Origin of the sequence: Gardnerella sp. KA00718, from assembly GCF_049244285.1 — a bacterium.
GTDB classification, from domain to species: Bacteria; Actinomycetota; Actinomycetes; order Actinomycetales; family Bifidobacteriaceae; genus Bifidobacterium; species Bifidobacterium vaginale.
In genome coordinates, this window is record NZ_CP058370.1 from 231600 (window position 1) to 245743 (window position 14144).

The following is a 14144-nucleotide window of genomic DNA, read 5'->3' on the forward strand; positions in this document are numbered from 1 at the left end:
TTTTTTATGAGATACCGTAACTTATTTGCTTCTATGCATGGAATGCTTCGCTGCATTAGCTTAATATCTCATAGCATTTAATTATTACATGCTTTTTTATTTCTGGGATAGTGAAATAAAACAAATTTTTTTATTCTGCAAATAAACGTATGAAGAAGGTTGGAATGCCAACATTCTTTTATTGAATTATTTCCATTTCATGGCGTGTTGACATGCATAGACCCTCGTCTTCACTATTTTATACTCGTTAATTTTATGAAAACTGTATGTGATAATAATTGTTATTTCGCTTATTGTCTCACTAATAAAATTTTTTTAATATTACACATAATTTTCCCTAGAAAATATGGATCGACAATCATGTTCTAAAATTGGGAAAATATTTCTACAGTAACGTGTGTAAATCTTTTATCAATATTGCTTTTTTCTTCTATAAGAAGGTCACGCATCACACATATAGTTGAGGTTATGCCAACATTCACACGCGAAGAAATTGAGCATCTGGGCGTTCTATCCCAGATTGCGCTTAGCGACGAAGAAATCAGTCGCTTGCAAGGCGAATTAAACGTCATTGCAGAATCTATTAACAAAGTGCAGGAAGTTGCTGGCGAAGATGTGCCACCTACTGCAAATCCAGTACCTCTTGAAGCGTATTTGCGCCCAGACGAGCCTGCTACGCCATTGACTCAAGAAGAAGCGCTTTCTGGCGCTCCTAGAAGTGAGTCTGGCATGTTTGTAGCACCTCGAATTTTGGGGGAGGAATAAAACATGACTAATACTCAAGATTTAGTAAAGCTTTCTGCTGCCGATATGGCAAAAGCTGTAAAAGCTAAAGAAGTCTCTAGCCGCGAACTTGTTGAAGCTCACTTGGCAGTAATCGAAGCAGCCGAACCAGAAATCAAAGCATTCTTGCATGTTTCTGCAGATGTTGCACTTGAACAAGCAGATGCTTTTGATGCTAAGAACGCTAAGGGTGAGACTGAAGGATTGCCTGAGCTTGCAGGTGTTCCAATTGCCATTAAAGACATGATTGTTACTAAGGGCATTCCAACTACTGCAGCCTCTAAGATTCTTGAAGGCTGGGTTCCACCTTACGATGCTACTGTTATTGAAAAGCTCAAGGCAGCTGGCATGCCAATTCTTGGCAAGACTAACCTAGATGAATTTGCTCAAGGTTCTTCTACCGAGCATTCCGCTTACCAAACCACTTGCAACCCTTGGGATACTGAGCGCGTTCCTGGCGGTTCTGGCGGCGGTTCTGCAGCTGCTGTTGCTGCATTCGAGACTCCTATTGCTTTGGGTACAGATACTGGCGGCTCTATTCGTCAGCCAGGCGCTTTAACTGGTACTGTTGGCGCAAAGCCAACTTACGGCGGAGTTAGCCGTTTTGGCGCAATCGCCATGGCAAGCTCGCTTGATCAGATTGGCCCTGTTTCTCGTACCGTTCTTGACTCTGCACTTTTGCAGGAAATCATTGGCGGCAACGATAAGCGCGATTCAACTTCGATTCCTGCTCCTGTTCCTCCAATGGCTCAGGCTGCGCGCGAGGGTGCTCGCCGTGATTTGAAGGGCGTAAAGGTTGGTCTTGTTAAAGAGCTTAGCGGAGAAGGCTTCCAGCCAGGCGTTGAAGCACGCTTTAATGAGGCTGTGCAATTGCTTAAGGATATGGGCGCAGAAGTAACAGAAGTCTCCTGCCCTCATTTCCCTTATTCTTTGGCTGCTTACTACATTATTATGCCTTCCGAAGTTAGCTCTAATTTGGCTCGCTACGATGGCATGCGCTACGGTTTGCGCGTAATGCCACCAGCAGACAAGCCTCAAACTGCTGCAAACATGATGGCTGCAACTCGCGAAGCTGGCTTTGGCGACGAAGTAAAGCGCCGTATTATTCTTGGCACTTACGCACTTTCCGCCGGCTACTACGATGCTTGGTATGGCTCTGCGCAAAAGGTTCGTACGCTTATTATTCGCGACTTTGAAGAAGCGTTTAATAAGGTAGATGTTCTAGTCTCTCCAACAAGCCCTACAACGGCATTTAAGTTTGGCGAGAAGATGAACGATCCACTCTCCATGTACATGAACGATATTGCTACGATTCCTGCAAACATGGCTGGCGTTCCAGCTTTGAGCCTCCCAGCTGGCTTAAGCGACGATGCCCTGCCTGTTGGTATTCAGATTATTGCTCCGCAATGCCATGATGAAAAGATGTACAAGCCTGCAGCAGCGTTGGAAGCAGCGCTCGAAGAAAAGTGGAGTGGCCCAATCTGGAAGTCGCTTAAAGCTGGTTGGCTCGATTCATTGGCTAAGTAAAGTGAAATAAAGCTTAAGTAAGAAGGATTCTCATGGCTGAAAAACTTATGAAATACGCCGATGCTGTGGAGCAATTTGACCCAGTTTTCGGCTTGGAAACTCACGTTGAGCTTTGCACGCGCACAAAGCTGTTCTGCCCAGCAGAAGTATCTTTTGGTGGCGAGCCAAATACTCAGCTAACTCCTGTAAGCCTTGGTTTGCCAGGCTCTTTGCCAGTTGTAAACAAGACTGCAGTTGATTACGCGATTAAGCTTGGCTTAGCGTTGCATTGCGAGATTGCTGAGTGGAGCCAGTTCGCTCGTAAGAACTACTTCTACCCAGATATGCCTCGCGATTACCAGATTTCCCAGTACGATAAGCCTACTAACGGCAACGGTTACTTGGATGTCGAGCTGGAAGACGGCACCGTGTTCCGCGTGCCGATTGAGCGCGCTCATATTGAGGATGATGCTGGTAAGAATACTCACGTTGGCGGCGCTGACGGTCGTATTGAAGGCGCAAATCATTCTTTGGTTGATTACAATCGTGCAGGCGTGCCTTTAATTGAGATTGTAACTAAGCCAATCGAAGGTGCGGGTAGCCGCGCTCCAGAAATTGCTGGTGCTTATATGCGTGCTATTCGCGATATTGTTCGCGCTCTTAACATTTCCCACGCTCGTATGGAGCAGGGCAATATGCGTGCTGACGTGAACGTTTCGCTTCGTCGCAAGTCGACTGATCCATTTGGTACGCGTTCCGAAACTAAGAATGTGAACACATTCCGCGGTATTGAAAAGACGCTGCAATATGAGATTCGTCGTCAGGCTGCTATTTTGAGCGAAGGTGGCGAGATTTTGCAGGAAACTCGTCACTGGGATGAAGCAACTCAGACTACTGCTGGCGGTCGTGTGAAGTCGGATGCTGACGATTATCGCTACTTCCCAGATCCTGATTTGGTTATGCTTCATATAACTAAAGAGCATATTGAGCGCATGAAGGCCGAAATGCCGGAAATGCCTCGCGAGCGCCGTAACCGTTTGCAAAGCGAATGGGGTATTAGCGATCTTGAAATGCGAGATATTCTTAACTCGGATGCTCTTGATTTGGTTGAAGAAACCGTTAAGGCTGGTGCAAGTGCTGCTGGTGCTAAGAAGTGGTGGCTTGGTGAGCTTGCTCGCGAAGCAAACACTCGTGGCGTGACTTTGGAAGAATTGCCTATTACTCCGCAAGATGTGGCTGAAGTTGAAAAGCTAATTGCAGATGGCAATCTTAACGATAAGCTCGCTAAGCAAACTGTTGCATGCGTTTTGGCTGGCGAGGGTAAGCCTGATGAAGTTGTTAAGAAGCACGGATTCAAGGTTATGAACGACGACGGCGCTTTGGAAGCTGCTGTTGACGCTGCTCTTGCTGCTGATCCTGAAGTTGCAGAAAAGCTTAAGGCTGGAAATATGAAGCCGATGGGCGCAATTATTGGCGCTGTTATGCGTGCGACTAAAGGTCAGGCTGATGCTAAGGCTGTTACTAAGATCGTGATGGCAAAGATTAAAGGCTGATTTAAATTTTAGTTAGATTAAAATTTAGCTAGAAAAGAATAGTTTATAGATGCACTTTTTGCATTTTATGCTTTGCGTTTTAACCTTGTGTTTTATAGCATTGTGTAGAGTGCAAAAAGTGTAATCTTATATTGTAGTTGCTTACGCATTTGTATTTTGATTATGCTTTTTGTAGAACTTTTTGTAACGCAAGGTCAATTAGGTACAGGAAACAGGTGAATATGCAGGAAGTCAATGCTGACTCTACAAACTCTCGAGAGTTACCAGAAAGTATTGTAATTCCGTCAATACGCGGCGAGATGGCTCGTCTTAGGCAAGCAACCATCGAAGATTTAGCTAGGATGGATTCATTACATGCTTTTGATGGTGCGGCTGTTATAACTGGCAAGGATTCACAATCTGAACGTGCTATGGTTCATGCGTGGGTTGAGCGTTCTGTGCAGTGGTCTTTGGGCAATAATGATAAAAGTATGTCTGATTATGCTGGGGTTGTTGGAGATGCTCAATCACGCCCAACAATCGCATGGTCAATTGTGCCAGATCTTATTGATGACGCTAAAAATACCAATGGCGATATTATTGGAATGATTTTTTTGATCGACATTGATGGTTGGTCTAAATCCGCTAGAATTCAGGTGATTCTAGGACGCGATTATAGGGGTCGTGGGTATTCTAGAGATGCAATGCCTAGAGTTATGACGTATGGTTTTGCTCCAGACACAGTTGGTTTAGCATTGCATAGGATTTGGGTTGGTGTTCCAGCAGCGAATACGCGTTCTCTTTCTGTTTATCAGTCTCTTGGTTTTGTAAAAACTGGAACAGCTAGAGATGCTTTGTGGGATTCACAAAATCAAAAATATCAAGATTTTGTTGTTATGGACACTCTCGTAGATGAATATGATGCCATTCGTTCTTTAGACGCTTTTGGTCTGCACGTTATTGAAGATAATCCTGGTGTTTGTGAAGCGCTAAGTGCGCATGAGCATTCAATTGCAATACCTGTTAGCAAAGATAATTCCGACGAATCGTGGCCGTATAATGCGGCTACAGTCAAAGAAGATTCTTCTAAACGTGCATGGTGGCGTATTATAGGGCGCGGTCGTAAGCGTAACACTAATGGCAATAATGCGGAAGGGAAGCGATGAGCGCTGAAGATCTCGACAATTACGAAACTGACGCCGAGCTTGCGTTGTACAAGGAGTATCGTGACGTTATTAAGCTTTTTACGTATGTTGTAGAAACTGAGCGACGATTCTATTTGGCAAACAAGGTGGATTTTAACGTGCGTTCTGCAGGTCAAGATGTGTATTTTGACGTGCAATTAACAGACGCTTGGGTGTGGGACGTTTACCGCCCTTCGCGGTTTGTGAAAAACGTTCGTATTGTTACGTTTAAAGACGTAAATGTGGAAGAAGTGCAGAAAACAGATATCGATATTCCAGAATCTATCGCATGATAAGAGTATGCTAGTAAAGCTTATGTTTAGATTTTAATATAGATACGTGCTTGCAATTTTGCGATTTTGACTTTATAAAGCGTCTTTTAGGTATGGAGGAAAATTGACTGATACACAATCCCAGAAACAATCTGTAGTGATTATTGGTGGCGGTCCGGCAGGGTTGACGGCTGCATGGGAGCTTGTAAAAGATGGCGGAGCTAGCCGCTACGATGTAACTGTTCTTGAAGCATCTAAAGAGTTTGGCGGAATTTCTCGCACTGTAAAATACAACGGAAACCGCATGGATATTGGCGGTCACCGATTCTTCTCTAAAGATGATCGAATTATGCAATGGTGGCGAGATATGCTTCCACTTCAAGGCGCTCCTTCTTACGACGACAAAAAACTTGGCAGACACCACGATTTAGAGAATGGCGGCCCAGACCCAGAAGTCGAAGATGAGGTTATGCTTAAGCGTCATCGCGTTTCTAGAATCTTCTGGAATCATCATTTCTTCGACTACCCTATCTCTCTTTCTGCGTCTACTTTGCGCTCTATGGGCTTTGTTCTTACTATGAAGGTTGGTTTTAGCTACCTTTGGTCTATGATTCACAAGTTGCCAGAAACAAACCTCGAAAACTTCTACATTAATCGCTTTGGCAAAAAGCTGTATTCTATGTTCTTTGAGGGCTATACCGAGAAGCTTTGGGGAAGGCATCCAAGTCAGATTTCTGCAGATTGGGGTGCTCAGCGAGTTAAGGGTTTGAGCATTGTTGAAGTTTTAAAGAATGCTTTCTCTAAGCTTATGCCGAAAAAGAAGGCAAATCAGGAAGTTGAAACTTCACTGATTGAAGAATTCTGGTATCCTAAGCTTGGTCCTGGTCAGCTTTGGGAGACTGTTGAACGTCGTTGCCGTGAAAATGGCGCTACTGTTTTAACAGATGCAAAAGTTGTTGCTATTAAACAGTGCGACGGTAAAATTTCTAGTGTTGTCGTTGAAAATCAAGATGGTTTGCAGCAAGAACTTCATGCGGATCAGTTTATTTCTTCTATGCCAATAAAAGATTTGGTTGCAGCTATTGAGCATGGCGCCGAAGGAAATGAGTCTGTGCAGGTTCCAGCCGAATTACAACGAGTTGCTAAAGGCTTGCCTTACCGTGATTTCGTAACCGTTGGACTTCTTGTTAAGCGTATGCGTTTGCGTAATACGACTGATATTCCAACGTTAGGTAACCCTCCTATTGTGCCTGATTGCTGGATTTATGTGCAGGATCCAGGATACAAAGTTGGTCGTTTGCAAATCTTTAACAACTGGAGCCCATATCTCGTTAAGGATGTTGACAACACTGTGTGGATTGGTCTTGAATACTTCTGCAATGAGGGCGATGATTTTTGGAATATGAGCGACGAAGAGGCTCGTAAATCTGCGATTGATGAGCTTACTCGTATGCAGGTTATTGATGGCGAAGATGATGTTTTGGATGCGCATCGTGAGCGTGTTCCAAAGGCTTATCCAGCTTACTTCGATACTTATGCTCAGATGCCTGAGCTTGTTAAGTATTTGGATGGTTTTGGTAACTTGTATTGTGTTGGTAGAAATGGTCAGCATCGTTACAATAATCAGGATCATTCTATGGCTACTGCTATTGAAGCCGTGTCTAATATTAACAGTGGAAAACAGTCTAAAGATAATGTTTGGTCTGTTAATACAGAAAAGTCATATCACGAAAAGAAGTAGCGTTTTTTCTTTTTGCCACGCCGTGTTGTTGTGAGTCGCATGAGTGTAGTAGCATACATTTATCAGCGATTAAGTCACATTGTTATGTGCTTATCGTTGTATTCACAACGGATTTTTCCGAAATCTTCCATGTAAAGCTCCAAGTAGTTTGTTTCTTGGGGTTAGGGAAAGGTATAACTGTGGCAACAAGCCAAAATCTTGATGATATGAAGCTTTCTGAGCTTAAGGATCTTGCGAAGCAAATGGGCCTGCGCGGTACGTCTACAATGCGTAAGCCGGATTTGATTGCTACGCTTACCGCTGCGCGCAATGGTGGGGATGCGCCAGCAGGAGTTAGCGTACATGTTCCTAAAAGCATTGTTAGGGATAGTCGTTCGTCGCTTAATGATGAGGATGAGTCTAAATACGATTCATCTTCATCTTTTAGGTCGCGTCGCAATTTTGATGATGATAGTGGTGAGTCTGCTCGTAAATCTGCTGATGAGGATTTGTTAGAAAATCTCGGCTTGCCTGATTCTGTTGAATCTTCTGATTCTGATGATTCTGTTGATTCAAATAGAAGCGGTAAGTCTAGGCGTCGTCGTGAGTTTACGCGTGATAATCAATCTCAGCGTCGTCGTCAGTCTGATTTTAAAGATAATTATCGCGGAAATAACTCGGATGATGCAGATGATACGGAAGATGATCTAGATCAGATTCTTGCTACTTTGCCAAGTGAAAAGTCTTCTGATTCTAACGCAAATCGTGATTCTGAATCTCGCAGGCAACGCGGAGCTTCGCGTTCTAATGGCGATGACGATTATGATACGCATTCAGATAGGAATGACAGGTATCAACGTCGTATGCGTGGTCGTGGACGCGATAGAGATGATTACGATTCACGCTCGGATCGCTCTGATCATTTAGAGCGTGAAGATCGACCTACGAGGAATGATCGTTCTGATCGCAATGATATTCGTGAAGACCACGAGTCTCGTGAATCAGCTTCTCGTAGAGAGGAACCAAAAGAAGAGCTTGTTCCAGTTGCTGGTATTGTAGATGTGCTTGAATCTTATGCGTTTGTGCGCACTTCTGGATATTTGCCTGGTCCAAATGATGTTTACGTTTCTATGAGCCAAATCAAAAAGTATGGTTTGCGCAAGGGAGATGCGGTTCAAGGTTCTATTCGTGCTCCTCGCGAAGGTGATCGTAGGAATCAGCGCCAAAAATTTGTTCCTTTGCAAAGCGTTGACAGCATTAATGGCATGAGCGTAGAAGATGCTCAGAATCGTCCACAATTCGCTAAGCTCACGCCTTTGTATCCGCAAGAGCGCTTAAAGCAGGAGACTACGCCAAATCGTATGCTTGGCAGAATCATTGATCTTGTGGCTCCTATTGGTAAGGGTCAGCGTGGTTTGATTGTTTCGCCTCCTAAGGCTGGTAAAACAATCACTTTGCAAAATATTGCGAACGCGATTGCTGTTAATAATCCAGAAGTGCATTTGATGGTTGTTCTTGTAGACGAGCGTCCAGAAGAAGTTACCGACATGGAGCGCACTGTTCAGGGTGAGGTTATTTCTTCTACATTTGACCGTCCAGCATCAGACCACACTACTGTTGCGGAGCTTGCGATTGAGCGTGCTAAGAGGCTTGTAGAGCTTGGCCAAGATGTTGTTGTTCTTCTTGATTCTATGACTCGTCTTGCTCGTGCATACAATATTGCTGCTCCTGCATCTGGTCGTATTCTTTCTGGTGGCGTGGATGCTCAGGCGCTTTACCCTCCTAAAAAGTTCTTTGGTGCCGCGCGAAACATTGAAAATGGCGGTTCTTTGACTATTATTTCTTCCGCTTTAGTGGAAACTGGTTCAAAGATGGATGAAGTTATTTTCGAAGAGTTTAAGGGCACTGGAAACATGGAGCTTCGCTTGAGTCGCGATTTGGCAGATAAGCGCTTGTTCCCAGCAGTGGATATTAATTCTTCTGGCACGCGCCGCGAAGAGTTGATTACTCCTGCTCAAGAATTGCCTATTATTTATCGCTTAAGGCGACTATTTGGCGGACTTGAGCCAGAGCAGGCTTATCAGACTTTGGTGCCACGCTTAAAGAAAACTGCGTCGAATCGCGATTTTCTCGCGGCGATTGTGCAGCAAGCGAATAACTCTACAAATGGCGGGTCGCCAGCAACCGCTGCTTAAGTAGGTTATGTTCGTGTAATTTTATAAATATAACTTTAAAAAATACACTTTAATTACCCCTTGGTTTGATCAATCGAGGGGTAATTTTTATTGTTTATTTTTTAATACTGTTTTTATTACAGACTTATTTTGTGTTTTAAAATAAAAAAATATACGTTTATATATAATTAATTTCTTATAAAATACACTATTCTTGGTAATTTTTACTATTGATTATGTATATGTAAATAATGAAAATTAAATAATTATAATTACTTGTCAAAAGTTTATTCCCATAAACATTTGATATTTAATGTGAAAAACCGTGATTTTTTATATAATTTTGTTCTTTTTCGTTAAAAAATACGATACGATTGAAGAGACTGCAGGGTAGCGCAATCTGAAATCTACAACAGTATTCAGGAAGATGCGCTGTATGAGGATGGAGGTCGTATGACAGGAAACTCTCATAAGATTGAAAATAATATTCCTTCTGGCTTGAACGCTAATGTGAGCACAGTTGCTCCTATAGATTCTACAGATGCGATTATTGTAGATATTCTTGAACATGATGGTCGTGCAACATTAACCAGACTAGCTAAAGCATCTGGATTATCGGTTTCTGCCGTACAATCTAGAGTACAAAAGCTTGAGCGCAGAGGAATTATCACTGGTTACCGTGCGTTGATTGACTATGAGCGCAGAGGCTTGCCAGTAAGCGCATTTGTTGCTGTAACACCTCTTGACTTTGAGCAAGAAGCATCTGTTCCAGCCAAGTTGAAAGATATTGAAGGTATTGAAGCCTGCTATTCTATCACTGGAAGCCCAAGTTTCATGCTCGTAGTTCGTGTTGCTACACCTAGCAAGCTAGAAGAGCTAATTAACACGATTCATAGGATTGTGCCAGTTAGCACAGAAACAACTATGGTTTTGCAGACTTATTTCGACTAGAAGTAATATGTGTGAATTTCCTAAAGAATCGGTTGGCGCGCGTAAGCATCAGATTGAACCGAGTTGCAATGATTGTAACGATTCAATAAGCGAGATTTTTGCGTTGCGTCAATCGATTGACAATATTGACAATGCAGTTGTTTCACTTCTTGCAGAGCGTTTTAAAGTTACGGAAAAAGTCGGAGAAATAAAAGCTCGCGCAAATCTTGCTGCGGAAGATAAATCTAGAGAAAATCGCCAAGCAAATCGACTTAAAAAAATTGCTGAAGAATCTGGATTAAAAGAAGAAATCGCGCTCGAATATTTACATTTTGTTTTAGCTGCCGCAAAAAAGCGCCATCAAGAAATAAAAGATAGCCAGAAATAGTTAAAAATAGCTACAAATTTAATCAAAAATTTAATCAAAAATCTAGTCAAATTTAGTAAAAAATCTAGCAAAATCTAAAAAAATATGCGCGCTTAGAGTCATAATAAAAATATGACTATCGCAACTGTTGAACGTTACGCGCAAATGCTTGATGCCGCCAGCAAAGGCGGATACGCATATCCTGCAATTAATGTTACTAGCACGCAGACCTTAAACGCTGCACTTCAAGGATTTGCAGAAGCGCAAAGCGACGGAATTATTCAAGTATCCGTTGGGGGGTCCGCGTATTTTTCGGGACAGTGCGTAAATAATCGTGTTGTCGGTTCGCTAGCGTTTGCTCAATTCGCGCATCAAGTAGCAGCGCAGTATCCAAATATTACCGTTGCCTTACATACGGATCATTGCGCAGAAGGCTATTTAGATGACTGGATTAAGCCACTTTTGGCTTATGAGGCGGATCAAGTTGCGCACGGCAAAGAGCCGATATTTCAATCGCATATGTGGGACGGATCCACAGTTAAGCTTGAACACAATTTAGACGTTGCGGAAGAATTGCTTGAGGCGTCGGCGAAGGCTCATACGGTGTTAGAGATTGAAATTGGGGCCGTGGGAGGCGAAGAAGACGGTCATAGAGCAGACATTGATGAAAAACTATACTCAACGCCGCAGGACGCTATGCGAGTAGTTGAACGATTAGGTTTGGCAGAGAGCGGAAGATATATGGCTGCTTTTACGTTCGGCAATGTGCATGGTGCATACAAGCCTGGTGTTGTTAAGCTGCGACCACAGTTGCTAGACAACATTCAAAGCGCTGTATACAACAAGTACAAGCTTGATTTATGTAATCGCAAGTTTGGTGTGCCAACAAAACCATTCTTATTGGTATTCCATGGAGGTTCTGGATCTACTCCCGAAGAAATTGCGCAAGCTGTAAGCTACGGCGTAGTAAAAATGAACATCGATACAGACACGCAATATGCGTTTACTCGAGCGATAGCAGATCACATGTTCCACAACTACGACTCAGTTCTTAAAATCGACGGAGAAGTTGGAGCCAAAAAACTCTACGACCCAAGGTCTTGGGGCAAAGAGGCAGAAAAAGCAATGGCTCAGCGTGTTGTTGAAGCCTGTGTACAGCTTGGCTCTGCCGGTAAAGCCTTATAAGTTCATCAAGTTGCAAATTAAATTCGGTATTGGCTTTGCGCTAGTCTTAACACGTAGGAATTGTGTTTATTTGGGCAACGTTAGCCCAAAAATGGAGGTTCAGCATGCCTGGAATTGTGCTTATTGGCGCTCAATGGGGTGACGAGGGTAAAGGCAAAGCGACTGATTTAATTGGTTCTAAGGTAGATATTGTCGCAAGATTTAATGGCGGTAATAACGCTGGACATACTGTTGTTGTGGGAAACGAGTCTTACGCTTTGCATTTACTTCCTAGCGGTATAATCAGCCCTAATGTAACTCCTGTTATTGGTAATGGTGTTGTTGTAGACCCAGAAGTTCTGTTTGAGGAGATTGACGCACTTGAATCTAGAGGTGTTGATTGCTCTCGTTTGAAAGTGAGCGAGTCTGCGCATGTGATTACACCTTATCATCGCGTAATTGACAAGGTTACGGAGAGGTTCCTTGGCAAGCACAAGATTGGTACAACAGGTCGCGGAATTGGCCCGACTTATGCAGATAAGATTAATCGCGTTGGTATTCGTGTGCATGATTTATTTAATGCAGAGCATTTGAGGGATAAGGTTGAAGCTAGCTTGCATCAAAAGAATCAGATGTTAGTTAAACTTTACAACCAGCATCCAATAGATATTGATGATGTTACAGCACAGCTTGTGGAGCTTGGAAAGCGTTTGAAGCCTTATGTTGCAGATACTTCGCTTATACTGAATCAGGCTATAGAAAATGGCAAAACCGTGCTTTTTGAAGGCGGTCAGGCAACCATGCTGGATGTCGATCATGGAACTTACCCATTTGTAACATCCTCAAATCCTACTGCAGGAGGTGCTTGCACGGGAACTGGCGTTGGTCCAACTCGTATTACGCGAGTAATTGGAGTTGCTAAAGCCTATATCACTCGTGTTGGTGAAGGTCCATTCCCTACGGAACTTTTGGATGAAAGTGGCGATTGGCTGCGTGAGCAGGGTCACGAATATGGCGTAACTACTGGTCGCCCTCGCCGATGCGGATGGTTTGATTCCGTTGTAAGCCGCTATGCTACTCGCGTAAATGGCTTAACTGATATTGTCCTTACTAAGTTAGATGTTTTGACTGGCTTAAAAGAAATTCCAGTTTGCGTAGCTTACGATGTAACTTTGTCTGACGGAAGCGTTGAGAGAATGAACGAAATGCCAGTAGATCAGTCTCTGTTTGCTAGCGCTAAGCCAGTTTACGAGATGCTTCCAGGATGGAGTGAGGATATTTCGCAAATTCACAAGTTTGAAGAATTGCCAGCAAATACTCAAAGCTACGTAAAGCGCTTAGAAGAACTCTCAAAGTGCCGCATTTCGGCAATTGGTACTGGTCCTCAGCGCGACCACATTATTAGCGTTCATTCGTTGATTGATTAGTGACTATTTGAATAGCTATTTAAGGCTATTTAAGGCGGCTAAAAACTATGAGTATTCCAAGCAGTAATTGCCACGACTTGCCTAAAAAGCATAAGCATAAATCACTTGGTGCAAAAACATATTTTGTTGTGTTTATTGGCGGATTGCTTGGCGCTTTTGTGCGTAGTGAAATAAGTGGTTTTACGCACGGCATGCATTGGGACTCGGGATATTCTATGCTTTTTAGCCGCTTTACTTTTGCAACTCTTTTGTCGAACGTTTTAGCATGTTTTATTCTTGCTTTAGTAAGTTCACTTGTTGTAAGTGGGAAGAGCTGCAAGAACAAAGACTTAATAAAATACGGTTTTTGCACAGGATTTTGCGGCGGACTTTCAACAATGTCTACTTTTGCTTTTGAGGGCGCGCATTCCGCATTTACTGCAATGAACATTGTAGAAGTAATTGCCATTATGGCGTTGTCTATGGTTCTTGGCGTTTTAGCAGTGCTTGTTGGGAGTCTAATTGGAGATAAAATTTTTGCTTTTAAAGGCAATGGCAGCGTAAAAAATGCTGGTGATGCAAACGTCATCAATAAAATAGACGCTAACAGGGGCGGTGCAAAATGATGTCTTACGCATATGTTCTTTTTTGGCTGCCTGTTGTTTTCGCTGGACTTGGCGCCGTTCTTCGTTGTGCAATATCTGACGCAATCGGGCGCGTTTATAACCATGATTTTCCAATCGCAACTTTGCTAATCAACGCTTTTGCGTCTTTTATAATGGGCTTAGTTGTATTTTTAAGTTCTTCGATTATATACGATTTAACTTTTGCTTCGACTATTATTTACACGTGCGCATTGGGATTTTTAGGCGGATTTTCAACGTTTTCAACCGCAATCTTAGAAATCGTAAGCCTGTTTAAGCTAAAGAAAATCAAGCTTGGACTATGGCTTTTTATTAGCGAACTAATAGTGCCATTCTTGTGCGCATTTATTGCATACGCTGGACCGTCATTTGTAATATTTATGCTTCTAAAGTCTTAAGTTTTGAATTTTATTAATTGACGTATTTTATTAATTTATATTTATTGTGTTATTAAAAATGTTA

General features: G+C 42.8%; 13 protein-coding genes. All 13 read left to right on the plus strand.

The window, feature by feature from the left end; genetic code table 11:
* The first annotated feature begins 468 nt into the window (after positions 1-468).
* Positions 469-765 carry an Asp-tRNA(Asn)/Glu-tRNA(Gln) amidotransferase subunit GatC gene (gatC, locus tag HXT55_RS00900; RefSeq protein WP_004114131.1) on the plus strand — a complete coding sequence of 99 codons (297 nt, stop codon included), beginning with the start codon at positions 469-471 and terminating at the stop codon, positions 763-765.
* Positions 766-768: 3 nt separating this feature from the next.
* Complete coding sequence (gene gatA, locus HXT55_RS00905; protein WP_064623172.1) at positions 769-2310, plus strand: Asp-tRNA(Asn)/Glu-tRNA(Gln) amidotransferase subunit GatA; 1542 nt, start codon at positions 769-771, stop codon at positions 2308-2310.
* A gap of 32 nt (positions 2311-2342) precedes the next feature.
* Complete coding sequence (gene gatB, locus HXT55_RS00910) at positions 2343-3842, plus strand: Asp-tRNA(Asn)/Glu-tRNA(Gln) amidotransferase subunit GatB (protein ID WP_048730777.1); 1500 nt, start codon at positions 2343-2345, stop codon at positions 3840-3842.
* Positions 3843-4063: 221 nt separating this feature from the next.
* A complete protein-coding gene (locus HXT55_RS00915; protein ID WP_004114137.1) occupies positions 4064-4987 on the plus strand; it encodes a GNAT family N-acetyltransferase in 924 nt (307 codons plus the stop codon).
* Positions 4984-5298: a DUF2469 domain-containing protein gene (locus HXT55_RS00920; RefSeq protein ID WP_004105898.1), complete on the plus strand. Its 315-nt coding sequence runs from the start codon at positions 4984-4986 to the stop codon at positions 5296-5298. The genes HXT55_RS00915 and HXT55_RS00920 overlap by 4 nt, the downstream gene beginning before the upstream one ends.
* A 103-nt stretch (positions 5299-5401) precedes the next feature.
* On the plus strand, positions 5402-7018 hold the full coding sequence (locus HXT55_RS00925) for an NAD(P)/FAD-dependent oxidoreductase (protein WP_004114139.1): 1617 nt from the start codon (positions 5402-5404) through the stop codon (positions 7016-7018).
* Between the two features lie 179 nt (positions 7019-7197).
* Complete coding sequence (gene rho / locus HXT55_RS00930; protein ID WP_004116351.1) at positions 7198-9192, plus strand: transcription termination factor Rho; 1995 nt, start codon at positions 7198-7200, stop codon at positions 9190-9192.
* 432 nt (positions 9193-9624) lie between these two features.
* Positions 9625-10122: an Lrp/AsnC family transcriptional regulator gene (locus HXT55_RS00935; RefSeq protein ID WP_004114142.1), complete on the plus strand. Its 498-nt coding sequence runs from the start codon at positions 9625-9627 to the stop codon at positions 10120-10122.
* A 7-nt stretch (positions 10123-10129) separates the two neighbouring features.
* Positions 10130-10489 (plus strand): chorismate mutase, encoded by a 360-nt coding sequence (locus HXT55_RS00940; protein ID WP_004116348.1) that lies wholly within the window; start codon positions 10130-10132, stop codon positions 10487-10489.
* A gap of 111 nt (positions 10490-10600) precedes the next feature.
* Entirely contained in the window at positions 10601-11653 is a 1053-nt protein-coding gene (gene fbaA / locus HXT55_RS00945; protein WP_004573641.1) for a class II fructose-bisphosphate aldolase, read from the plus strand.
* Between the two features lie 104 nt (positions 11654-11757).
* Positions 11758-13059, plus strand: coding sequence for an adenylosuccinate synthase (locus tag HXT55_RS00950; protein ID WP_004114149.1), 1302 nt, complete (start codon positions 11758-11760; stop codon positions 13057-13059).
* Between the two features lie 47 nt (positions 13060-13106).
* Positions 13107-13664: a fluoride efflux transporter FluC gene (locus HXT55_RS00955; RefSeq protein ID WP_020760130.1), complete on the plus strand. Its 558-nt coding sequence runs from the start codon at positions 13107-13109 to the stop codon at positions 13662-13664.
* Positions 13661-14080: a fluoride efflux transporter FluC gene (locus HXT55_RS00960; RefSeq protein WP_004114152.1), complete on the plus strand. Its 420-nt coding sequence runs from the start codon at positions 13661-13663 to the stop codon at positions 14078-14080. The genes HXT55_RS00955 and HXT55_RS00960 overlap by 4 nt, the downstream gene beginning before the upstream one ends.
* The last annotated feature ends 64 nt before the right edge of the window (positions 14081-14144 follow it).